Origin of the sequence: Rhodococcus sp. Z13, assembly GCF_025837095.1 — a bacterium.
GTDB lineage: Bacteria > Actinomycetota > Actinomycetes > Mycobacteriales > Mycobacteriaceae > Rhodococcus > Rhodococcus sacchari.
In genome coordinates, this window is the sequence record NZ_CP107551.1 from 2,982,849 (window position 1) to 3,003,999 (window position 21,151).

The following is a 21,151-nucleotide window of genomic DNA, read 5'->3' on the forward strand; positions in this document are numbered from 1 at the left end:
CAGGGCTACCTTTGAAAGCCCGCCACCGCCATGGTTTTCACGATCTCGATGGCATCTTTGGAGGGAACTCCACCTTGCATCAGGCCGTTGTAGACCCCGGCCAGCAGAACCCCGAGCCGTGCACCGTTCTGCAGTTGCACGGCCAGGTCCGTAGAGGCGCCGGAGGCGATGTCGGCCATCACCCCGGCGATCAGATCCTCGGGGTTGTCAGCCACGATCCGCCCCCGCTTCGATTTGGTCGCGGCCGAGGGTGGCGATCTCGCGCATCATCTCACCGAGTGTAGCCGGGGTGAAGTCCGGATCGTCCGGATCCATGAGCCGCTCGTACATGCGCTCGAACGACGTCTCGGACATGTGGTTGCGGATGAACAGGCCGACGAGGTCGTTCTGCAGCTTCTGCGGGACGTACTTGCCGGAGGCGAGCGTGAACCCGGCGAGGGCCTGCTCGGTGGGTTTCCGCACCTCCCAGTCCTCGCCGTAGAAATCCGCGAGGATCTCGTGGGGCCACGGTTCCTTCTCGGCGACCGCGACGGTGGTGGGGGTGGCGACCTGCCCGTCCTCGGTCACCTCGATCACCTCGGGGGTGTCGGCGCCGTCGAGTCCGAGGCGCTTCTTACGCTCGGCGAGCTCGGCTTCGTCGCGGGCGATCTTGGCGGGGTCGTCCTGGAATGCAGACATGAGGCCGTCCTTCGATGGTGGTCTGTGTGGAACGCGCCCAGGCTAGAGACCTGCGGTGCACTCCACCGGTGGTCACTGGCGGAGGTTCTCGCTTCGCATGACCTGCTCGGCAGCGTTCCGCAGGAACGGCCGCGGCCGGGTACCGGGGTGGTTCACCGAACGCCGGAATACGGGACTGCCGTCGGAGCCGGGGAACCGCAGAAACCCGCCGTTGCGGGCCCGGATCACATGGGGGCGGGTGCCGTCGTGCACGGCCGCCGCGTAGTTCGCTGTCGCTGTCACACCGGAGGTGACCCGGAACGGACCCTGGAACACGATCGGGCCCTCTTGAATCGACCGGGCGAGGTTGCCGGTTCGGACCGGGGCGTTCAGCTTCGCCTGGGCCGCGATCCTTCGAGTGACCGACGCGACCTTGCGGGCGATGATCGGCTGGGCCGTCGCGGCGACCCGCCCGGTGTCGAGAGTGAACCGGTAGCCGGCGTCCGCCATCGGTCACTCCCCCGAGCTGCTGGTGTGGGTGGTGTAGATGTCGACGAGCTCGTCGCGGGTCGCCTCGGCCGGGTAGTCGAGACCGATGGTGTCGAAGAATTTCGCCCACGTGTTGCGGCGAGCATTCGGAGACGGAGGGACCGGGATGTCCCCACTCTGCACTACGGCGGGACCCTCACCGGTGGCAGATTCGGCCGTGGCCTCTTCCACCGGTGCCTTCTCTGCCACCGTGGGGGCCGGGGCAGGCTGGTCGACGACCCGCACGAACCCCTTCGCGATCAGCTTCTCCACGAACCCCGTCCGGGACACACTCCTGCGTTCCCCCGTCGCCAGGAACGTCGACGGGGTCACGGTGCCCTCGATCACAACCTGCTCAGCCATCCCAATTTTCCTTCGCTCACAGTTGCACGTAGGCGGTGCCGATCTGCGCGATCACACCACCCTCAGGCCCGTACGGAACCACCGCGTCGATCGCTGTCGCCGTCCCGCACTCCTTCCGCTCGATCCGGCCCATCGCCCGACACAACGCCAGGTCGATGCGCCACGAGTCGTCGATGCTGATCTCCGCTTCGTTCGCGTAGTCCTCCCACGCCGGCTCCGTATCCACCACAGCGCAGCGGCCGACGCCGATCTCGATCGCCACCGCCTTCGGCAGCCCACACGGGGCGGGGCCGACGAACGGAGCAGGGAACTGCTGGGTGCGGTAACGCCGTACGAGCCGCACCCACACGAACGGCTGATCGCAGCCCTCCCCATCACGGTGGGCGTCCCACGCCGACAGGGGAATCGCGTCCCCGGCGAACACCCTCACATGCTTGGTGCCACCACCGAGGGGCGGGCAGGCGGAGTTCGGGTCGAAGGCTTCTCGCAGGGCGGTGATGAGCTCGTTGATGACGCAGTCGACGTCATTGGCGCAATCCACCACAGGGGCCGGGTCTGTCATCGGACCACCGGCCTCTGCTGCAGGGCGATCGGGTTCACCGACGATAGCCACAGGTCGATCTCGGGGATGCCGGTCTTGCCGGATGCGTAGATGTCGGTGGGGTCGACCATCTGATAGGTGACCCCCTGCCGGGACACGGACTGCACCCGTCGTGGCAGCCGGCACTTGCCACCCGAGCAGGCGGCAAGGAACTCTTTGGTCAGCAGTCCGACCAACGTGCCGACTCCGGCGGGGACGGGGTGGCCTCGAGTGTAGGTGACCGACCAGGTGCCGTCGGAGTCGAGCGGGGCGAGCAGGTTCTGGTGCGGCCACGGCTTGCCGTCGGTGCGGTAGAGCCGGTCACCTTCGAGCCGGTACGCGGCCTCGTCCAGGACGATGCCCTCGATCTTCACCTCGGCGATTTCCCCGACCGGGCCTGGCAGGTGGATCACGGTCGGGCCGGAAGCCTCGCACGCGCCGTAGCACCCGCAGTTGACCTCCAGCCAGCGCCCGTCGTCGAACAGCGGGTACCGGCCAGGTCCGAGCGAGTAGCCGGACAGCGACGGGCACGGGGTCGGGCACGGCCGGGCTATCACCGGGCACTGCCCGAACTGTCGACCCGACAAGGCCCACAGCACTGACACGGCGAGGTCCTCGGCGTGCCGTTGCTTCAGCCACTCCTCCGGGGTCTCTGCCTCGGGAAGGCAGGACCGGTCTACGGGCCAGTTGCAGGACATGCCCGTCACGGTAGAAACCCAGCGTGCAACCAGGGGCGATGCACCCCTGGGGGCCTGCCCGACCTTAATCCCGACATGGGGGATGATTTGGGCATGAGACTCCGTACCGCACTCATCGCCGTGCCTGCTGTCCTCGCGCTCGCCGCATGTGGATCGAACGACTCGGATACCGACGTGGCGGCCGACGACCTCACCTGCCCCGCCGCTCGAACCATCGACGACCCCGCCGTCGCCGACGCAATCAACAGCGTCCAGATCGACGGGCAGGTCACCGCAGTCCGGGTCACCACCGACAGTGACCATCCGGGTGAGCAGGGCATCGCAATCGACCTGTGCATCATCCCCACTCTCAGTGCGGACGAGTTGCGCCCGATCGCCACCGAGTACGCGAAGGCCATCAAGGCCTCGCCGCTGGCGGACACTACCTTCGCGGTGTGGGTGGAGAACTACGCCTACAACGCCGATCAGGAGATCGTCGGGGACGTGAAGCTGAAGGACCCGCACTTCCAGTCGAATCTGTGGAACGGCAAGCCGTCCGCGGACGCGGAGAACGCCCGCTGGGAAGTCTTGACCGGATAACCCCTTTGATAGCTCTGAGGCCCCCACCAGATGGTGGGGGCCTCAGGCGGACAACGAACCGGTAACCGGCGCGTCGACGACTTGGGAAGTCGACCGTCAGCCTACAACCGGTCGACGACAGTCCCGGCTACGCGGCCCCACCGAGATACGCCGCCAGGACGTAGTTTCCGTGCCGGTCCAGGTTGTGCCGGGCCCGGTCGTAGCGTGACGTCATCCGCGGATCCGAATGGCGCGCCATGATCTGCACATCCCGCAACGGCACCCCAGCATCAATCTCCGACGCACGACGTCACATAGCCGTGACGCAACAGGTGGCGGTGCACGTTCCGGGTGCTATGGCACACCTCGCCGTCGTAACATCAAACCGGAATAATCTTCATCAACCTATATGTGTGTTGTGTTTCATTTGTAAGCTCATCCGTCACGCTAGTTGCGGAGATTGCCACCAAATAGTTGGTATTAAGACGAGCACGCCCGAACGCTTCCATCGCATCTTCGTCAACATACCCAGTGTACCTAATTTCACTTTTCAGATCCGAGAGACCGAAAGTCTGATTTGAAACATCACCCATAAATAGGCGCATCGTTCCTGTAATGACAGTTTCCTCTTCGTCAGGAGCAAGATAGTTCAAGACGGCAAGAAGTTTATTGATTTCCTCAACTTCAAGATTGGCTTCGACATACCTTAAGTCTTGCGATGCCGCCACAACCGTGGCCGGTCCATTGAAATTCGCCAGATCGCGCACGAACTTCCTAAAACTCTTCGCCGCCCTGGGGTGCAAGCCGCTGATTTGATTCTTGAATGCACGGGAATTGCCCTGAGTCGCGAGTGCGCGCGCAATCAACCCCGCACTCTCCTCGAAAACGGATCCGAACAAACTGTTGAATCTGGTGGAAGCTATGTCGACGACGAAACTTGCGGCAGATAAACCGATTACTTCACTCGAGGTCTCATAGAGAGAATCGGACCGTATGCGACCCTTGCTGCTAATTTCTCGACCACCGGATAAGAGCGAGTTTCCGACATTATCCAAGAGATTCTGGGCCGAAACAAGCAAGGCCCCCACCGCTCGTGTTGGTGCAGCGGTTCGCTTACTCATCGCCGGCTCCACCTCCAGCCTAAGTATGGGGCGAAGCTCTCGATGGGCCTTTATAGCAAGTTCTTCAGGCGTTGACGCGACCGGAGCCGTGTGCGTCGGCAATTCGATCATATAGTCACTATCAGGAAGCCATTCATCTGGCAGATCGGAGCCCGCCAGTATAGAATCCAAAGTTATCTCTTCTGTCTCAGCAAATGGCATTTTGACAACGAAGACGCGATCCTCGGCATTCACTAGGGCATCACGCACTGAAACCCCTCCCGAGCGAATCACCGCGAATCTCTCACGGGAGACCGGCAAATACAACCAGAGGTCGTGATCTTCGCCCTCGTCGGCCCACGTCACTAAGTAAAGTTGACCCGTCTTGGACTCACAGGTGAATAGCCTGGGCCCGTCGTACTGCTCGAAAACTTCCCCGAGGCGCAACTGCCCGAGAATTGTTCCTTCAGGAAGCCAGTTCATGCGACTATCTCGCAGTTCACCCAACTGTCATCACCGACGGGCCTCCACCAAGTGTGATGCCCTTCGCGGCGCCCAGTTCTCTTGATTACACCGGGCCCGGTGACGTCTATGCTTGCCGCCAGTTTCCTTCGGAGTGGAGCCATAGCCTTTTGCGCCTTCTTAGCGGACTGAATATCCTCGAAGACGCTATATCCCGAAGCCTCGCACTCCATGTCGCCGAAGGAGTCGGACTTAAACGTCCGCCTTCCCGAGATGCGAAGTTCTACGTGGCTCATGGTGTCTTCGCCCTCGGGAGGCAAAGCGTCAACAAACCGAATGAAGATCCCTCGTGCAGGTCGCGCATCAGCAGGCGGACACATCGGGGGGTAGTGGTCAGGCCACTCTGTCATCCATGCTCCTCGGTTCGCAATTTCGACGGATTGTGCCACACGGTACGAGGACCGAGGAAAGGGGTGCGTAAGGATGCGTTACGGGCGGGACGGCTCGTGAGCCATTGAAGTTGGCTTGAATTCCGGACGGCCAAATTCAAGCTTCGAGCCGTTCGCTTTAAAAGCCCAGTTGAGGGCCAACTTTTGCAAGATGTGCAACAGTTGGCGCCCGCCCCGTAACTGCCATCGCGGGATGCGCTACGAGGCGGATTCCAGACCGTCCGTCTCCCATTGATCCGGGGTGATCTGCTCGGGCATCGATCCGACCACTGCCATCCACCACTCAACGGTCTTCCCGCGGATCGCGATCTGTTCCTCGGGCGGGAGGTTGTGGATGCAGTCGCGGTGGTGGAGATGCTTCCCGCCCTGCGCGGACCGCTTGCGCAATGCCGACATCATCAACTGCTGAACATCTACGGACATGAGCATGCTCGCTTTCGGTCATGTAACTGTCCTCGCGGGATGCGTTACGCGGCTCGTCTATCGACCTACCGTGGGTCGAACTCGTCGAGCAGCAGACTCGCGGCACGCCGCCGCAGTTCGTCCGTGTCGGTGTAGTACTCGCCGTGTGTGTAGTCGCTTCCGCCGACCGTGGACCGGTACACGAGCAGTCGAGAGCCGGGCAGCTTGACGGCCCAGCACCTACGGGCAGCGAATACGCAGGAGGCATGACGAGCCCGGCTCCCCCAGTCATTCGATGAGAACTCCGTGGGCGACAGCCACCAGCGCTTGATCGCCCACACCAGCGCTCTGCCCCAGAAGTAGGCGGCAACGATCACGCCGGCCGCGATCGGGAGGGTAGCGAGACCGAGGATGTATTGACTCACTCTGATTCCTCCTCAGGGCACTGGGGAACGGGCCCGAACTCCTGGTGCTTGGACACCAGGCCGCAGGAGCACCGATACGAGACCTCGTTGGGTCGCTCCTGCCAGACCTCGACGAGCCGGTGCGCGGCGATGCTCTGGGGCATGCTCATACCTCCCAGTGCGGTCATGTAACTGTCCTCGCGGTCGGTGTTGGGGGCGGGGCATAGGCGCCCGCGTCCGGACACGACGAGCAGTGCTACTTCGGGCCGCCGAGGATCGGCGCCACGTAGTCAGGTGTCAGGTACTCATCCCTGCCGGCCTGGGTCAGCCTGGCGCGGAAGGTCCGTTCCGTGATGCCGTGCATCATCGTGATGAGCCCGCGCCGTTCCAGCGAACGAGCAGCGGCCGTCGCAGTGCGATTGGCAGCGAACGTCCACAAGATGTGCCCCAGGCGAGTGCGTGCAGCGAGAACCTCCATGATCAAGTCCTCAGTCGGCGTCACAGGCGCCTCCTTCTGGTCATGTAACTGTCCTCGCGGTGGCGTCCAGTGCCGCCTCCGACAGCCGGCCGTCGAGTTCGTCGTGGGCATCCTTGACGCCCTTCTCCCACCGCTTGATATCCGCCGCATAAACAGGCGTCCACCCCGGCAGCGGCGGAGACGACGGAGTATCCACCCAATCCTGACGTTCAGGTGTACGGCATGACAGACCTCTCCTCACACGGCCCTACTCGATTCCCCAGCCCCCTGGGTCTCCCCTAAAAAGCCATCTCTCGGAGGACTACGTCAGGGGATGGCCCCGCTGCCGGGCAGGAACCCCCCACCCGGCAGCAAGGGACCTAAGGGGAAACCGAGCAGGCCGCCTGCGCGGGAGCGACATCCGCGGCCGGCTCACCATCCGGGCCACCGAAGTAGAAGTTCGGATCAGTGAACTTCCCAGCGATGTCGAGCGGGCAGCACTCCTCACCCGGAGTCGGATCCGGCGGAGCGATCGGGGTCCGCTGGAGCAGGAAGTGCTGATCGTCCGTCACCGGGGTCAGCAGACGGCCGGGCGTGTTGCTCGCGTTGGTAGCGACGACGTTCCACGGGCCGCGGCCCCACTGCGGGCCAGCGAACGTGATGCCGGTGAGGGTGAGGTTGGCGACCGACGCGGCGATTTCGATGTCGCCGAGGGTGAACTCGGTGCCGAACGTGAGGAAGTAGCCGTAGCTCTTTCCGCTCGTCGGCGATGCGAAGATCGAGTCGTCCTCCGGGGTCGGGCAGTCGTCGTCGGCCTTGCCGCCGGCCCAGACCTCGAGGGCGACACCGTAGTCGGATTCGACCTTGCGCTGGTCACGCAGACCGACAGCGTTGCCGTCCCAGTCGAGTTCCTGCTCCCAGCCGTTGAACAGGGAGATGAGGCAGGTGTTCACCTGGCACAGCGTCAGCGTCAGGTTGTAGTACTTGCGCTCGGGCGGGGTACGTTCGGCGACACACACACGCCCTTCGGCGTTGCGCTGCTCGAGTTCCTCGGCCTCCTGCATGACGGGGGAAAGCGTGAGGGACACCCAGCCGTTCGTCACCGCGTAGTTCGCGTTGCCGGACACTGGGAGGCCACAGCTGTTGACCTTTGTGGCCCGCAGGCGTGTGCCCTTGACCACGGGGAAAACTGCCACGACGGGCTCCTTCGGGTATGCGGATGTGACACGGTGAGGCCGTCGAGTCGACACAGTAAACGCGGGGGGTGCACGTCACTGTTCGCTGGCTTCGGCCTCGCTGCTGGGGGTGGGCGTGGTGTTTCGGCGGGCGAGCACGAACTCGCGGAACGTCATGTGCGGTGGTGGAGTGAATCCTCCCCCGGCGGCGCTGCGGTCGAGCTCGGCGTGCCACTCGGCGTCATACGCCAGATAGTCGTCGCGGAGGTCCGCGTCGGTCTGCAGCCGGTTGAGTCGCTTGTCCATTGTCTCGACGCGGCCGACGAAGTGATCGACCTGGCTTCGCAGATCCTCGATCACAGCGTTCTTCGCGGCGCGTTCCTCCCGGGCCTCCTCCTCGGCGCGGCGGCGCTGCGCCTGCCAGCGGCGGCCGAGCCCGCCGAGCATCTTCGCGAACGTCTCGGAGGCCTGGGCGGCGATCTTCAATCCGTAGTAGATGAGGATCAGGAACCCGAACAGGGAGATGATCCGCGGGTCACCGGAGCTGGACAGGAACGAGATTTCGTCACTGGACACGCGCCACCCTCCACGCTGCGAGGGATTGGCGGGCGAGCACGGCGTGGGCGACAGCTCCCACCAGCCAGGCGGTGGCGGTACGCCAGCCTTCGATCGGGTCGCGTTGCAGCACTTCGATGATGGCTCCGGTGGCGAACATGGCGTAGAAGGTGGCGATGACGACGTGGGCGTAGGCGGTGAGGGGGAACTGGCGGACGAGGAGGCCGGCGAGTCCTGTGATGGCGGCGATGGTGAACACCCAGCCGGAGAACTCGAGGGGGAGGGCTCGTTCGATGACGGAGAGGATCGCGGTGGAGCCTTGTTCGAGGGAGATGTAGTCGAGACCCCTCGAGAGGGCTTGCAGGAGGAGTGTGACTTGGAGGATGGCTGCGGCTACGACGGTGACGTGCAGGGCGAGCCAGTGGTCGTAGAGCCAGCGGAAGGCGGCGGTGCGGGGCGACATGGGGTCACTCCTCACCGCCGCGGTTCACCGGCCGGGGGGTCATGAACCGTCCCCCGTGGTGGTGCGGCGCCGGCGTCCGCCTCGCCTGGTGGGTTTGGGGGTGTCGATCAGCCCGGCCTTCCGGGCGTCCTCCTCGAGCACCACGTAGGCGCGGCGGGGGCCGGAGGTGTCGGTGCGGATCAGCGACGGGTGATCCACCGCGGCCAGCAGAGAGGACAGGACTTCTCCGCGCAGCCCGGGCGTGGGGATGACGGTGGCGAAGCCGTCTTCGAGGATGACGTCGACTCCTGCAGGCATCAGGGGGTTCCTTCCGGATCCTCGGTGGCGGGGGTGATGGTGACCGCTCCGATGAGGCATTCGTATCCGATGACGATGGCGCGTTCCGCGATCGCGGCCTTGCGGTTGTGGCGTTCGTCCAGCGTGGATCGGGTGGAGTAGGCGTCTCGCCACACCGTCACCGGGCCGGTCGCGACGAGGGTGTTGTCGAGGGTGTCGTCGTAGCCGGCGCCGAACGCCCACGTGTGTCCGAGCGGGGTGCGCAGTACCGGGGAGCCGGAGGTGGTGACGATCAGGTTCGCTTGCGCGGCGTAGGCGGCGAAGCGAGTGGAGGCGTGGATGACGCCGTAGAACCCGGCGGCTCCGAGTTCGGTTTCCAAGGTTGCGACCGCGGCGACGAGGTCCTGCACGGTGGTGGGGGTGGCGTCGTCGGCGAGGCGGGTGCCGAAGTGGGATTCGGCGAGCTGCTGCTCGTGCAGACGAGCGTTCTGCAGTGCGCGGGCTTCGTATTCGGTGAAGTCCTCGAGGGGGCCGCATTCGTCGTAGCCCCACACCACCAGCGGGGTGAACGCGTCGGGGGCTTCGGGGCGGTCCCCTGTCTTGAGGGTGTTCGGTGCGGGGTCGGCGCAGATGTCGGTGTCCCAGGTGCCCCAGCCGGTGCCGCAGTTGCGGGGCCGGATCTGGACGCCGGCGAGGATGCGGGCGGGTCCGGGTTCGTCGATGAGGGTGGCCGCCGAGTACAGGCCGACACCGATCGGGTTGACCGGCGGCGCGTCGTAGTCGACGGGCAGCAGGGTTTCGGGGGTGGTCACGTCGGTGCTCCTGAGTGTTCGGCGGTGAAGAGGGGTCTGGTGGCGGGGCGGGACGGCCTCACGTGCCGCCCCGCCACCAGGTTGTTACCTGGCTGGGTGAGGAGTGGAACTCACCCAGCCAGGAGCTTCACGGCGGGTCAGCTCTGGCCTTCGGTGCCGCCGCCCTCGGTGCCACCACTACCGGTGCCTCCGGTCTCACCGTCGTCGACGATCGGGGTGTTGCAGGAGATCGTCTGGCGTGCACCGATCGCACCCGACGGGCAGATCGGGACAGTGACCTTCAGCGACTTGTTGCACCGCTTGCCGACGGCGATGGCGTCCTCGGTGAAGAACCGCGTGTAGCGGTTGATCTGGAGCTGTTCCTTCGGGTACATCGCGCCGAGCTCGATCACGTTCGACAGGGACCGGAACCAGGTGCCGGCCGGGTACAGCAGGATGTCGACGGTGGCCGGGTAGGCGACCGTGGCGATGTTGCCCGGCTGGCCGGTGCCGCGGGTCTGCCAGTCACCGACGAACTGCAGCGCGATGTTGCGGGTCGTCAGCCACGAGGTGACCTGCGTGTCCGTGACGGCCTTGGCGTCGAGTCCGGCCTGGTTGGCGAGGTCGGCGCGGATGACCTCGAACAGCCAGGACGGGGCGACACCCTCGATGGTGGCGGTCCGGCCGAGGCCACGATCCAAGCGGAGGTTCGTCGCCATCAGCGCGAGGCTGTTGAGCACCGAGGATCCGGCGGCGATCTGCGAGTCGGCGGGGATCGTGACCGCTGTGGATCCGGCGACCATGTCGAGGACGGTGCGGCGGGAGATGGCCCGGAAGTGCTCCTGGGTGAGGGAGCGCAGGAACCACTCGATCAGCTCCGGCCAGCCCTGGTTCTGCAGGATGCCGGCCTCGACGCAGTAGCCGACGGCCTTGAGGCGGAGCTCCTCGAATTCGTCGGGGCAGGGGACCTCGACGCATTCCTTGATGGCGGTCGGGTTGCCCTGCTGGTCGGTGGCCTCGAGCTGCGGCTCGGTGAAGAAGAACTGGAAGCTCTCGAAGATCTCCGACAGGTCGGGTTCGATGGGCCAGCGGATGCCGCCGCGCTTGATGGCGATCTCCGGGAGGCTGATCAGGTCGGTGGCCTGGGGGACCTCGCAGAAGTCGTAGAGCTGCTCGCTGGGGGCGCACCAGCCACCCGCGGCGGTCAGGCTGCCGCCGGGGAGGTTCTTCTCGTTGGTGGCCTGCTCGATGGCGGCGACGAGGGCGTGGCTGTCCTCGACGAGCGGCATGTTGCGGTCGAGGCGGCCGAGGGTGACGCCGGAGTAGCCGCCACGCACCGGGCGGCTGGAGCGGACTCGGCTGCCGGGGCGGACGGAGTCGACGGCCTCGGCGAGGGTGGAGAATCCGACGTAGCCGGGCTTGTAGCCGAAGACGTTGGTGTCCATGCGCCAGCCGATCTTCGGCTTGTCGACGTCGACGTTGGGGTTGGTGCGCTGCAGGCCGGAGAACCGGGTGGAGCGCTTGGCGCCGGATGCCGCGACTGCGGTGGCTGCCTCGGACGCTGCTGCCTCGGCTTCGGCGACGACCGCGGCGGCTTCCTCGTCGGACACCTCGACCTCCTGATCGGTGTTGTCGATGGTGTCCTCGGCGGTAGTAGCCTCGCCGCCCTCACCGTCACCGTCGGTGGCGGTGGCGGTGTTGACCTGGGAGATCAGGCTCTCGATCTCGGCGCGGCGAGCGTCCTCCGCCTCACGAGCAGCGCCGATCGCGTTGTCGATCGTCGTGATGTCACCGGCGAGCTGGCGCAGCTGCTGGAACTGCTCCTCGGTCAGGTCGCCGCCGTCCTCGACGATGGCGCTCAGCTCGTTGAAAGCGTTGGTGGCTGCGGTGCGGAGTTCGTCGAGTTCCGCGATACCGGCCGGCAGCTCTTCGGGGAGAGTGAACGGATCCACGTTGGGCTCCTCGTCTCGTTCATGTGTCATGTCGGTTGACGTCTGGAGTCCCCGGCCCACAGCCAGAACAGGCCCTCCGATGTCTGGTGCGACACGGTAGAGAGCGGGGGTGCACACCCCAGCGGCCCCGAACCGTCGGGGGTCGGGGCCGCTGGGGTTGGTGTGGGGTCAGGTGGTGGCCGGGGCCTGTTCGGCGATCCGCTTGATGGTTCCGCCACCGGCTTTGCGGACTTCCCGCTTCGCCTCGAGTGGGGTCAGGAACACGTCGGTGTCACCGTTCGGGTAGGTCACTTCGTACTTGTAGGACTTCACTCCCCCACCCGATGCGGTGAGGGTGGAGCCTGCGCGGCGTCCGCATCCACATGCCATGTCTACTTCGCTCCGATCGTGTCGATGATCGCCAGTGCCTCGCGACGGCGCTGCTCGGTGATGATCTGGCGGGCCTGGGCGTTTCGGCGCTCCTGCGCACGCAGCTCCTGGACGACGGCCCGGGCGATCGCGGTCGGGTCCGCGGGGGTGGCCTTGCGGCGTTCAAGGTCGCGGGGGCCGAGGGACGCGACGAGGGTGCGGGGCCGGTCGTCTTCGTCGGAGGCGCCGGCGACGAGGACTGGGAATCCGGGGGTGTTCACCGACAGGGCGGCGACGAGCTCGAGGTTGCCGCCGATGGTGCGCCAGTCCCCCGAGAGGGGTGCGGAGATGCCGGCGCGGATCTGGTCTTCGGTGGCGTTGGGGTGGGGGACGCCGGAGAACCAGATGCCGTGCTCGTCCTCGCCGACCCGGACGAGGGCGAAGCAGGTGCCGGTGTTGTCGTAGTGCTCGGCGGCGGCGCGGGCTCCCATGCGGGCCCCAGCATGGCCGGTGCCGACGGTGAGTCGTCCGACGGGGAGTCGGCCCTCGGTGGTCTTGACAGGTGGGGAGGTGTGGAAGTGGGCGTAGTTCGTCTTGGAGTGAGGGGCGACGACGCACTGGTCCTGGATGCCGACGTGGCACTGGCCGAAGCACGCGAGGTGCCCGTAGATCCGGCCGGTGGTTTCGTCGTAGGTGACCGGGGTGGGGCCGTCGAGCTGCGGGTTCGAGAACAGTTCGATGTCGTAGACAATCTCCGCCGGCGCCGCGGCCGTCAGGGAAGCGACCAGGTCGATGCTCTTCGCGGCGCGTTCGGGGTCGAGCTTGATGAACGTCTCCCCGAACGCTGGGGTGGAGACGAGGGTGAAGCCCATCAGCTTCGCGGAGGTGACCGTCTCGAAGATCTTCATGGGGGTGCCGGATTCGATGGACTCCTCCCACATGTCGTCGGTGACCTCCTCCCCGGCCTCGTTGGTGTAGATCCATTCGGCGTCGCCGAGGTCGACGGAGGGGCCGGTGACGCCGTGGGCGATCTGCTCGGCGGCCTCGTCGGCCTCCGGGGTGTTCAGCAGGTAGCCGGTGGCGTAGACCTTGTCGTCTTCGACTCGGGCGGTCTCGAGGACGCCGACGGTGTAGGCGGCGAGGTGCCCCTCGGAGGACTGCTTGGTCCACATGACCGGGAGGGGGAACTCGCGGAAGCGGAGGTCGATGTCGGCGGCGAGGATGCGGCGGTCGTCGGTGGGGGTGCCGAGCACGGCGATGACCGAGTCGGTGAAAGTGCGGAACAACTCCCCCGACTCGACAGTCTCGTCGGTGGTTTCGTCGGTTTGGTCCTCGACCGTGTCGTCGGCCTCGGTGGCGTCGTCGATGATCTCGTCTGCCATTGTCACGTCTCCTGTCTCGATGGATGCGACCCGTCCGAGGCCGTCGGGGTCTTCACGGGCCCGGATGTTCCCTTCCGCTGCCCGGCGGTCGATCTCGTCTTTCTGGCTGCCTGTGCGGTTGACGCCGGTGGAGTCTCCGGGGCCGCGTTCGGTGTGCCGGTCGTGTTCGGTGGGGAGGGGTTCGTCGGCGGCGAGCACGGCGACTCGGCAGCGGCAGTTGGCGACCTCTTCGACGGGGCCGCGGGGGTCGCCGGGGAATCGGAGTTCTGCGTGGCCGACCCGGAACTTCCCGCCCAACGGGACGCGTTGCCCGTCGGCTGCCCAGTGGGATCGGCGGGTCTTGGAGTCGAGGGTGCATATCCAGGTCTGCTCGAGTTGTTCGTCGAGCAGTTCGTTGCGGAGCCGGGCCGCTTCGATGGTGGCGTGGCTCATCGCTCCCGCCGATTCGGTGCGGGCGACGGTTTGGGCGCGGCCGGCCCAGTCCCCGGTGGCTGGGGACAGGAACTTCTGCACCCGGGCCCTCTGCTCGGGGATGCCTTCCCCTGCGGCGAGGCCTTTGTCGAGATCCTTTGCGATGTCCCGGAACACGGTTTCTGGGGTGTTCACCATGCGGTTGCGGACCTGGCCGAGGTAGTCGGATTGCAGGTCCCGCACGGTGGGGAGGGAGGCGAGGAGCCGGTCGAGTCGGGTGATGTCGTCGGTGGGTTTCCCGAGTGCGGCGGCGACGATCTTGCGGGCCTTCCGCGCCAACGGTGAATTGTTGACCGGTTCGGTGGGGGTTTCGCGGGGGAGGTCGGTGATCTCCTCTACGACGTCGACCGCGGCGGCGGCTCCGGCGCCGGCGGCGAGCACCTCGAGCATCTCGTTCGTGTAGAGCAGAGCGAGGCCGTAGAGGATGGCTTCGTCGAGGGCGATCTCCCACCAGCCCACGGTGTGCGGGATCCCGTTCGGGTCCGGAGGCAGCGGGTTCGCGTCCGCCGTCAATGTGGGGAGGACGGCGGTCTGGACGTGCGGTAGCCAGTATTCGAACCCGGCGAGGGTGAGGGCTTTGATGGCTTTCTCGGTGGCGAGTTGGGTGGAGAGGGCTCGGGCGAGGTTGTCCGGGTACACGTCAGGCTCCGGTGAGGATGTCGGTGGCGTCTGCCTCCACCCAGGCGGTGATGGTGTCGCGGGTGAGGCCGAGTCGTTCGACGGTGGGCCAAGGGATAGAGGTGTCCCAGCCTTCGATCAGTTTCGGCACCTCGGCCTTGGGGAGGCGTGGGAGGTTGCGGTGGGCGAGGTGGATGGGGGTGTCGCGGAACAGGTGTGCGTTCGCGCGGTTCCGTCTGCGCTTGTTGGCGAGTTCGACGGCGCGGGCGACGAACGTCTCCACGAGGGCGATGGTGGCGGATGCGTTGACCTGGTCGGGTTCGTCGGTGGCGGTGGGCTGGGTGGCCGGTTCGGTGTGCGGCAACTCGTCTCCCTCCCCCGCATCGGTCGTGGTGGTGGTGTTGCCGGCGGGAAGTTGCTGCTGGGTGGCCTGGATTTCCGACACCCCGGCCCCCAACAGGGGGGCGAGCATGGGGATGAGGGAGACGTCCTTGGCGGCGCGGTCGCGGGCGAGCTCCTGCCAACCTTCAGCGGTGGTGAGGTCGTAGCCGTCCTCGTCCACGAACCCCGAATACTCCCGCAGTGCCTTGGAGGTGATGGCGCCGCGGTCGTGGGCGTCCTTCGCTTCGGCCTTCTTGTCGGGGTCCTGGGTGAGTGGGGTGGTGTCGTACCAGATGACGTGCTTGTCCGGGTCGATGCCGGCGCGTTCCAGGGCGGGCCGCAGCACGAATCGGGTGAGGGCGTCGACGATCGTCTCCAGTACGGGGACGACGTGGACCTTGACGTCGTCTTCGGCGATGGCCCACGCACTCCAGTGGTTGCTGTTGGAGCCGAGACCGAGGAGCCGCTCGGGGGCGACGTCGAGGCTCATGGCGAGGCGGCGGATGGCGGACTCGCGTGTCTTCAGCGAGGACTCGGCGACCGGGGAGTCGAATTTGAGGTGCTTGACCTTGTCGGTCCACTCCCCGGGCACCGCGGCGATGATCGGCATGTGCGCGGCCATCGAGTCCTGGTCACTGTAGGCGGTGGTGCCCACTTGGTAGAGCAGGTCCTGGAGTTGCTGTGCGGCCGGAGGGGCGACGATGTCCGGGTCGTAGCCGGCGGGGGTTTCGGACGGTAGGGGTGTGGCGGTGGGGGCGTTCTGTTCGGGCAGGCTCATTTCCTGCGGGATGAACACGATGCCGTTACCGACGAGCCTGGACTTGGAGGCGTTGTCGATGGAGACGGTGGCCCGCACGATCTCCACCAGCGGGTCCTCCGCGGCCCGCACCGGGGAGTCCGCTTCCGACGCCTTCTGCGGGTGAGGATTCCACACCCGGAACAGCAGGTCGGTGGTCTCGTCGTAGGTGTGGGTGGAGCCGTCCTGCAGGGTGAATTCGATGCCGTCGCTGCCGGAGGCTTTGACTTCGTCGCGGGAGAGCGCGATCCACTCCTCGATACCCCCGGCGGCCTTGTCGGTGTCGGAGATGGGTGAGCCGTCGGAGTAGGTGTCGATGTCCCCGGAGCGGACGATCATGGCGACGAAGCCTTCGCCGGGGACGGTGAGCATGTAGGTGAGTCGTTTGAGGAGTTGGGATTGTCCGGGGGCGCCGCCGGCGATGTCGCGGACGATCTGTTGGACTCGGGGGTCTTGGGTGGTGCCGGTGGGGCGGCCGGTGGCGGGGTCGATGTCGCTGCCGACGAGCTGGCAGCGGGAGACGGAGGCGGCGCGCCATCCGACGTAGTAGCGGAGTTCGCCGACCTTGTTGTAGAAGGTCCAGGCCTTTGTCTGCCAGTCGTCGCCGGAGCCCATCGAGGATTTGAAGGTTTTCGATGGGTCGTTGATTTTCTGTCCGGCTGCGGTGAGTGCCCCGGGGTGGTGGGTTGGGGTTTTCTGACCGGCAGCGGTCAGTGCCCCGAGGCGGTGTCGGGGGCGGCGTCGGATATTGACTCTGCGGGCCACGCCCAGAAAGTAGAGGCCCGGGGTGCAGGCTCAGATGGACGCAGGCGGGCCACCCAGATGCTCGAAGCACGCCTTCAAGTGGCGGGCGTCGGCGAGTGCGTAATGCAGCCCATCGGTCTGTTCCGGCAGTGCCGGCCGTCCCATCGCGTTCCAGGCCTGCTGGAACTCGTGGGTGAACATCGGTATCTGGGGCGGCAGGTTGATCATCCGCCCGAACAGTTGGGCGAGGGCGACATGGTCGTATGCGGCGTAGTCGGCCCACAGTTCGATGCCGTCCTCGTCGGGCATCAGGAACGAGCTGACGTCGTTTGCGATCTCGACGTGGGTCTTCCAATCCGGGTCGGTGCGCGGTGGTAGGTGCGGGACCACGTTGTCCATGAGCCACGGGTCCTGGGCGATCCGGTCCCAGAGTGCGGTCTTGTTGACGGCGTAGTACTCGCTTCCGTCCTCGGCGACGATGCCGATGGAGATCAGGTCGATGGTGTGGCCGTTCTCCAGGAACTCGGTGTCGTAGAAGTAGCGCACGTCAGGCGTCCTCGATTTCGATCTCGAGGTCATCGGCGTCGAGCTGCGCGGCCAACCCGGTCAGGTGGGAGGCGGCCAGACCGAGGATCGGCCAGATCCACAAGGCAAGACCGAGCTGGTGCAACACGAACGGGGCCGTGGCGCCGGCAACCCAGATCGACACGCACCACGGGCACGACATGAAGTACGCGAGTGTCGACTCGGGACCGAACTTGCGGAGCAGCCAGATTCGGGGGGTGTCGAGGATCGTGTCCGCGTTGATCAGGCGGGTGACGCGCATGACGGCGAGGACGTAGAGGGTGAGGACGAGGAGTGTGAGGCCATCCATATCGCGTCACGGTAGGTGCGGTGGGTGCAGCCGCTATCCGAGTTTCCTCGTCATCCAAGCCGGGGCCTGCCGGGTCACAGTGGGGCGGACGGGGTTACCGAAGGACGCGGTCTTGGAGGAGCGGAGCTGGAGGCGGTCGTGGGCGATGATCGCCGCCGCAACCCGGTCCGGCTGGTGCTGGCCCTGCTGCCACGACACGGCCTGGTCGACGAACTCGACGAGCTCGGGCCACACGACGCGGCAGGTGCCGGTTTCGATGGCTTGGCGGAGGAGAGCGGAGCGGGCGATGGCGTCGCCCTTGCCTCGCCACGGGTGGACTTTGAGGTCGTGGGTGCGGCGGATCGCGGCGGCGGTGTCGCGGTCGCGGCCGTCGAAGGTCTCCTCGAGTTTGCGGCGGTAGGCGGTGATGGCGCGTCGGATGACGTTCACGTACGTGGTGCCGGCCGTGTAGGTTTCGACGGCGATCTCGGTGGCGTGGGTTTCCATTGCGAGGGCGACGGCGGCGTGGCCCCATTGGTCGGAGGTCATGTGCCCGGATCGGTCGTGGGTGAGGGCGATCGAACCGTCGGGCTGCAACGCGGCTGCGATGACTCCGGCTTCGTCGCCTTCTCCGGTTTCGGCGGGGTCGACGGCGACGACCCGCATGGTGGACCGGTCGGGCTGGTGTTCGAGGCGGTGGTCATCGAACCACGACCTCGAGAAGAGTCCGCCTTCGTTGGGGGTGGGGACGCCTTGGTAGAGGGCGTACCAGACGCGTTCGCCGACTTGGCGGCGGCGGGCTTCGAACTGGTCCTGTGTGCGTCCGCGGGCGGAGATCATCGCGACGCCTGGGGGTCGGCCGAGTTCGTCGGGGATCCCCGCTTCGCTGATGGCGGGGATGTTGATGTGCCGCCAGGTGCGTTCCTCGGGTGGGAGTTCCGCTTCGGTGGCGATGATTTCCCCTGCCAGGTCGTTTTCGTGCCAGCGGGTTTGGATGACGATCACCGACGCATCGGGTGAGAGACGTGTGAGGGCGACGGCTTTGAACCACTCGGAGACTTTCCGGCGGTGCGCTGCCGAGTCGGCTTCCTGCATGTTCTTGTAGGGGTCGTCGACGATCAGCAGGTCGGCGGCGCGGCCGGTGATGGAGGAGCCGAGACCGACGGCTTTGTAGCCGCCCTTGCCGGAGGTGATTTTCCAGTTGGAGACGGCGGTGCTGGTGCGGTCGAGTTGCAACCCGATTTTGTCTTCGACGGGTTGGCCCGTGATGGCGTCTACTGCTCCGGTGCCGGCGGTTTCGATCCAGCCTCGGGCGGTGCGGGAGTGGTCTTCGGCGAGGGCGTCGCCGTAGGCGGTGACGATGATGCGGGTGTCGGGGTTGATCTGGAGTGCGCGGAGCGGGGCCCACACGGCGCAGAGGGAGGAATTGTGCGTCGGAGTCATGTGGTCGCCCACGAGGTAGAGGCCGTCCTCTGAGTCGACGGTGATGCAGTGGCCGGGGGTCGGGTCGATCGCCTCGATCTTGGTGATGGCGATACGGCGGCGAATGGCAGGGCGGAATGCGGCTGCCTTGCGAGGGAGTCGCGCTGGTGCAACGTCGTGTGGGGAGAAGGTGAGCCGCCACATGCGCTTCTTACCTTGGATCCCCGATGTGGACAGCTTGGGTTCGGTCGGCTTGTGAACGTGGGCTCGGTATCCGAGGGACCTGGCGAGTTCGGCTGCGCCGCGGACCAATGTCTCGTTGCTGTTGTCGAATGAGACCTGCCCGTTCTTGCTGACGTGTCCGTCGGTGTCGATGAGGCCGGCGAGGAGAGCTCGACGCTGCTCGATGGATCCGCGCAAGTACTTCTGGGGGATGTGCTTGTTCTTGAACACCCCAGCGGCGATCAGGTCGCGGCGTAGCTCTTCTCCGTAGTAGTCGGTAACGATCCCGGTGGTGGCGTGAATGAAGCTCTTGGTGACCGCATACGGGAGTTCGTAGTGGTCGTCGGGGTGGTGGGTGATGGCGGGCTTCGTGGTGGTGCCGTCGCCGAGCCACACTCCGAGTGTGTACGGGTCGAGTGGGAGGTCGGCTGGTTCGCACCTGAGTGGTTCCTGCCAGGGGAGTTGGAATCGGTAGCGGTGGCCGCGGGTTCCAGGGGGGCCGCTGCTCAGTTTGACGGATTCGAGCCGTGCGGTTTCGACAATTCGGTAGCCCCCGCAGGCTCGATCCCAGACGGTCCATTCGTGGCGATGGTGGACATCGATGTAGCTGTGGTCGGAGAAGTGTACGCGGCGATCAGCTGCTGCCGGCTGGTGTACTTCGAGGACTTTGATGGGGACGCCTGAGGGGTGGAAGACGGTATCGCCGGGGCGGATTTCGCCGTGAGTCGTCCAGCCGTCCGGGGTAGGGACCGGTGTGTCGTGCGATACCAGCTTGCCTTCTTGAGGAGGCATCGTGACGAGGAGGTTTTGGCGGGGTTCGCGGATGGCGTGTTCGACCGCTTTCGAGATGGTTTCGGTGGCGGGGGTGATGACGTAGTTGGGGTCGCAGGCGGCGGCGAGTTGGGCGGGGTGGGTGTAGTGGGTTTGGATGACGCGGCGGGCGTGTTGGGCTTGGAGCCAGGCGAGCATGGCGGCTTTGCGTTCGGGGGTCCAGGTGCGGGTGTGTTCGCGGAGTGCCTCGGCCGTGTAGTCCATTGGTGGTGCCTGTCAGATGGTGGTGTCGTCGGGGTCGCGGAGGAGGTGGGGGTCTTGCTGGTAGCTGGGGCATTCGCACGGCTGGCCGTAGCTGTCCGGTCTTGTGCAGTGGGGCTGGTGGTTGCGGTGGTGGTGGTTGCAGGTGCAGTAGGCGAGGTCGGGGTCGATCGCGGTCACTACGGTGTCCCCTCCACGCCAGCGCCTCCGAGGTCGTAACGCAACAGCCCGGCGAACTCGAGTGCTTCCAGTGCTTCCGATGCCGGCAGCCACGGTTCTGCGAGGTGCAGATTCAGGATGGTGTGGATCGTCTTGTCGTCGAGTCCGCCCGCACTAGCGGTCGCCAATCCAATGGTGATGTACTTCCGGATCACGGCTTCAATCCGTTCGTGCGCGGCTTCGCGGGCGGTCTTTGGGAGGCCGTCGGAGTTGAGGCCCCATGGAGCTTTGCTCATTCGCTCTTCCTGAGTTCGAAGTGGCGCCGGGGGTTGGCCGGCTTCGTAGCTGGCGAGCAGGGCACGCAGACGCTGGTTTTCGGCGCGGAGCTCGTCGATCTGCCGGACAGCCGCGGCGATCCCGACCTCGAGGTGCTCGACGTGTCCGCTCACAGCTACCCCCTCTCGGTCTGACGCTGTGCGGCGAGCTGGTCGATCAGGTCATCCCGCTGCTTCTTGTAGCGGGCCGCCTCCCGCCGGGCCTGCTCCAGTTCGAAGTCCCGGGCCTTCTCCCCTGCCTTCGCCCGCGACTCGATCGTCTCCACTTCCACGGCGATGTTCTGGGCGTACCGCATCACCGCGGTCATCGGATGGGCGCGGATCTGTTTCACCAGGCGGATCGAGCAGCGGAGCATTCGGGCGATGTCGTCGGCGGTGGTTCCGCGGGCGGTGAGACCAGCGACGACCCAGCAGCGGTCTTCGGTGGTGAGGTTGCGGATGTGGAGTTGGCCGGCTTGGGCGGCGGTGATGAGGTGATCGTCCGGCACCCAGGGGTGGGTGGTGGACGGGGCCGGTGC

The 21,151-nt window shown here is 66.0% G+C and carries 26 protein-coding genes; 1 reads left to right on the forward strand and 25 read right to left on the reverse strand.

What is annotated here, in order from left to right; all coding sequences use genetic code 11:
- Positions 1 to 5 precede the first annotated feature (5 nt).
- The 6 genes from OED52_RS13620 to OED52_RS13645 form a co-directional block, all read right to left on the reverse strand.
- Positions 6 to 215, reverse strand: a complete 210-nt coding sequence (locus OED52_RS13620; protein WP_264151398.1) for a hypothetical protein — start codon at positions 213 to 215, stop codon at positions 6 to 8.
- Positions 208 to 678, reverse strand: coding sequence for a hypothetical protein (locus OED52_RS13625; protein ID WP_264151399.1), 471 nt, complete (start codon positions 676 to 678; stop codon positions 208 to 210). Before OED52_RS13625 ends, OED52_RS13620 begins: the two co-directional genes overlap by 8 nt.
- Positions 679 to 750: 72 nt before the next feature.
- A complete protein-coding gene (locus tag OED52_RS13630) occupies positions 751 to 1,167 on the reverse strand; it encodes an HK97 gp10 family phage protein (protein ID WP_264151400.1) in 417 nt (138 codons plus the stop codon).
- Between the two features lie 3 nt (positions 1,168 to 1,170).
- Entirely contained in the window at positions 1,171 to 1,548 is a 378-nt protein-coding gene (locus OED52_RS13635; protein ID WP_264151401.1) for a hypothetical protein, read from the reverse strand.
- Positions 1,549 to 1,564: 16 nt separating this feature from the next.
- Complete coding sequence (locus tag OED52_RS13640) at positions 1,565 to 2,110, reverse strand: hypothetical protein (protein WP_264151402.1); 546 nt, start codon at positions 2,108 to 2,110, stop codon at positions 1,565 to 1,567.
- Positions 2,107 to 2,826 carry a hypothetical protein gene (locus tag OED52_RS13645; protein ID WP_264151403.1) on the reverse strand — a complete coding sequence of 240 codons (720 nt, stop codon included), beginning with the start codon at positions 2,824 to 2,826 and terminating at the stop codon, positions 2,107 to 2,109. The genes OED52_RS13640 and OED52_RS13645 overlap by 4 nt, the downstream gene beginning before the upstream one ends.
- A gap of 93 nt (positions 2,827 to 2,919) precedes the next feature.
- Here OED52_RS13645 and OED52_RS13650 point away from each other — a divergent pair, with 93 nt between their 5' ends.
- Positions 2,920 to 3,405 carry a hypothetical protein gene (locus OED52_RS13650; protein WP_264151404.1) on the forward strand — a complete coding sequence of 162 codons (486 nt, stop codon included), beginning with the start codon at positions 2,920 to 2,922 and terminating at the stop codon, positions 3,403 to 3,405.
- Between the two features lie 359 nt (positions 3,406 to 3,764).
- Here OED52_RS13650 and OED52_RS13655 read toward each other — a convergent pair whose 3' ends face one another.
- From OED52_RS13655 to OED52_RS13745, 19 genes are all read right to left on the reverse strand, one after another.
- Positions 3,765 to 4,967 carry a DUF6575 domain-containing protein gene (locus OED52_RS13655; protein ID WP_264151405.1) on the reverse strand — a complete coding sequence of 401 codons (1,203 nt, stop codon included), beginning with the start codon at positions 4,965 to 4,967 and terminating at the stop codon, positions 3,765 to 3,767.
- 626 nt (positions 4,968 to 5,593) lie between these two features.
- On the reverse strand, positions 5,594 to 5,818 hold the full coding sequence (locus tag OED52_RS13660; RefSeq protein WP_264151406.1) for a hypothetical protein: 225 nt from the start codon (positions 5,816 to 5,818) through the stop codon (positions 5,594 to 5,596).
- Positions 5,819 to 5,883: 65 nt separating this feature from the next.
- Entirely contained in the window at positions 5,884 to 6,222 is a 339-nt protein-coding gene (locus OED52_RS13665) for a hypothetical protein (protein WP_264151407.1), read from the reverse strand.
- Complete coding sequence (locus OED52_RS13670) at positions 6,219 to 6,389, reverse strand: hypothetical protein (protein ID WP_264151408.1); 171 nt, start codon at positions 6,387 to 6,389, stop codon at positions 6,219 to 6,221. The genes OED52_RS13665 and OED52_RS13670 overlap by 4 nt, the downstream gene beginning before the upstream one ends.
- A 68-nt stretch (positions 6,390 to 6,457) precedes the next feature.
- A complete protein-coding gene (locus tag OED52_RS13675; RefSeq protein WP_264151409.1) occupies positions 6,458 to 6,703 on the reverse strand; it encodes a hypothetical protein in 246 nt (81 codons plus the stop codon).
- Between the two features lie 335 nt (positions 6,704 to 7,038).
- The gene (locus tag OED52_RS13680; protein WP_264151410.1) at positions 7,039 to 7,854 is read right to left on the reverse strand and encodes a hypothetical protein; all 816 of its coding nucleotides are present in this window, start codon (positions 7,852 to 7,854) and stop codon (positions 7,039 to 7,041) included.
- 75 nt (positions 7,855 to 7,929) lie between these two features.
- Positions 7,930 to 8,409, reverse strand: coding sequence for a hypothetical protein (locus tag OED52_RS13685; RefSeq protein WP_264151411.1), 480 nt, complete (start codon positions 8,407 to 8,409; stop codon positions 7,930 to 7,932).
- Complete coding sequence (locus tag OED52_RS13690) at positions 8,399 to 8,851, reverse strand: hypothetical protein (protein WP_264151412.1); 453 nt, start codon at positions 8,849 to 8,851, stop codon at positions 8,399 to 8,401. Before OED52_RS13690 ends, OED52_RS13685 begins: the two co-directional genes overlap by 11 nt.
- Before the next feature lie 39 nt (positions 8,852 to 8,890).
- Complete coding sequence (locus OED52_RS13695) at positions 8,891 to 9,148, reverse strand: hypothetical protein (RefSeq protein ID WP_264151413.1); 258 nt, start codon at positions 9,146 to 9,148, stop codon at positions 8,891 to 8,893.
- Positions 9,148 to 9,939: a hypothetical protein gene (locus OED52_RS13700; protein WP_264151414.1), complete on the reverse strand. Its 792-nt coding sequence runs from the start codon at positions 9,937 to 9,939 to the stop codon at positions 9,148 to 9,150. The genes OED52_RS13695 and OED52_RS13700 overlap by 1 nt, the downstream gene beginning before the upstream one ends.
- A 137-nt stretch (positions 9,940 to 10,076) precedes the next feature.
- Entirely contained in the window at positions 10,077 to 11,870 is a 1,794-nt protein-coding gene (locus tag OED52_RS13705) for a major capsid protein (protein WP_264151415.1), read from the reverse strand.
- Positions 11,871 to 12,038: 168 nt separating this feature from the next.
- On the reverse strand, positions 12,039 to 12,239 hold the full coding sequence (locus tag OED52_RS13710; RefSeq protein ID WP_459565457.1) for a DUF7196 family protein: 201 nt from the start codon (positions 12,237 to 12,239) through the stop codon (positions 12,039 to 12,041).
- 2 nt (positions 12,240 to 12,241) lie between these two features.
- On the reverse strand, positions 12,242 to 14,710 hold the full coding sequence (locus OED52_RS13715; protein WP_264151417.1) for a phage head morphogenesis protein: 2,469 nt from the start codon (positions 14,708 to 14,710) through the stop codon (positions 12,242 to 12,244).
- A 1-nt stretch (position 14,711) separates the two neighbouring features.
- Positions 14,712 to 16,481, reverse strand: a complete 1,770-nt coding sequence (locus OED52_RS13720) for a hypothetical protein (RefSeq protein WP_264151418.1) — start codon at positions 16,479 to 16,481, stop codon at positions 14,712 to 14,714.
- A gap of 180 nt (positions 16,482 to 16,661) precedes the next feature.
- Positions 16,662 to 17,156: a 3'-5' exoribonuclease domain-containing protein gene (locus OED52_RS13725; protein WP_264151419.1), complete on the reverse strand. Its 495-nt coding sequence runs from the start codon at positions 17,154 to 17,156 to the stop codon at positions 16,662 to 16,664.
- 1 nt (position 17,157) lies between these two features.
- Positions 17,158 to 17,484: a DUF1360 domain-containing protein gene (locus OED52_RS13730; RefSeq protein ID WP_264151420.1), complete on the reverse strand. Its 327-nt coding sequence runs from the start codon at positions 17,482 to 17,484 to the stop codon at positions 17,158 to 17,160.
- A 33-nt stretch (positions 17,485 to 17,517) separates the two neighbouring features.
- Entirely contained in the window at positions 17,518 to 20,142 is a 2,625-nt protein-coding gene (locus OED52_RS13735; protein ID WP_264151421.1) for a terminase large subunit domain-containing protein, read from the reverse strand.
- A gap of 176 nt (positions 20,143 to 20,318) precedes the next feature.
- Positions 20,319 to 20,747, reverse strand: a complete 429-nt coding sequence (locus OED52_RS13740; protein WP_264151422.1) for a cell division protein ZapB — start codon at positions 20,745 to 20,747, stop codon at positions 20,319 to 20,321.
- 2 nt (positions 20,748 to 20,749) lie between these two features.
- The gene (locus OED52_RS13745) at positions 20,750 to 21,121 is read right to left on the reverse strand and encodes a hypothetical protein (RefSeq protein WP_264151423.1); all 372 of its coding nucleotides are present in this window, start codon (positions 21,119 to 21,121) and stop codon (positions 20,750 to 20,752) included.
- Between the last annotated feature and the right edge of the window lie 30 nt (positions 21,122 to 21,151).

What these genes read in the sequence shown, in the direction of transcription:
- OED52_RS13660 (WP_264151406.1), bottom strand. Translation starts at nt 5,818, where the DNA reads ATGTCCGTAGATGTTCAGCAGTTGATGATGTCGGCATTGCGCAAGCGG.
- OED52_RS13710 (WP_459565457.1), bottom strand. Translation starts at nt 12,239, where the DNA reads ATGGCATGTGGATGCGGACGCCGCGCAGGCTCCACCCTCACCGCATCG.
- OED52_RS13655 (WP_264151405.1), bottom strand. Translation starts at nt 4,967, where the DNA reads ATGAACTGGCTTCCTGAAGGAACAATTCTCGGGCAGTTGCGCCTCGGG.
- OED52_RS13650 (WP_264151404.1), top strand. Translation starts at nt 2,920, where the DNA reads ATGAGACTCCGTACCGCACTCATCGCCGTGCCTGCTGTCCTCGCGCTC.
- OED52_RS13645 (WP_264151403.1), bottom strand. Translation starts at nt 2,826, where the DNA reads ATGTCCTGCAACTGGCCCGTAGACCGGTCCTGCCTTCCCGAGGCAGAG.
- OED52_RS13695 (WP_264151413.1), bottom strand. Translation starts at nt 9,148, where the DNA reads ATGCCTGCAGGAGTCGACGTCATCCTCGAAGACGGCTTCGCCACCGTC.
- OED52_RS13670 (WP_264151408.1), bottom strand. Translation starts at nt 6,389, where the DNA reads ATGACCGCACTGGGAGGTATGAGCATGCCCCAGAGCATCGCCGCGCAC.
- OED52_RS13625 (WP_264151399.1), bottom strand. Translation starts at nt 678, where the DNA reads ATGTCTGCATTCCAGGACGACCCCGCCAAGATCGCCCGCGACGAAGCC.
- OED52_RS13640 (WP_264151402.1), bottom strand. Translation starts at nt 2,110, where the DNA reads ATGACAGACCCGGCCCCTGTGGTGGATTGCGCCAATGACGTCGACTGC.
- OED52_RS13630 (WP_264151400.1), bottom strand. Translation starts at nt 1,167, where the DNA reads ATGGCGGACGCCGGCTACCGGTTCACTCTCGACACCGGGCGGGTCGCC.
- OED52_RS13720 (WP_264151418.1), bottom strand. Translation starts at nt 16,481, where the DNA reads ATGGGCTCCGGCGACGACTGGCAGACAAAGGCCTGGACCTTCTACAAC.
- OED52_RS13730 (WP_264151420.1), bottom strand. Translation starts at nt 17,484, where the DNA reads ATGGATGGCCTCACACTCCTCGTCCTCACCCTCTACGTCCTCGCCGTC.
- OED52_RS13690 (WP_264151412.1), bottom strand. Translation starts at nt 8,851, where the DNA reads ATGTCGCCCCGCACCGCCGCCTTCCGCTGGCTCTACGACCACTGGCTC.
- OED52_RS13735 (WP_264151421.1), bottom strand. Translation starts at nt 20,142, where the DNA reads ATGGACTACACGGCCGAGGCACTCCGCGAACACACCCGCACCTGGACC.
- OED52_RS13635 (WP_264151401.1), bottom strand. Translation starts at nt 1,548, where the DNA reads ATGGCTGAGCAGGTTGTGATCGAGGGCACCGTGACCCCGTCGACGTTC.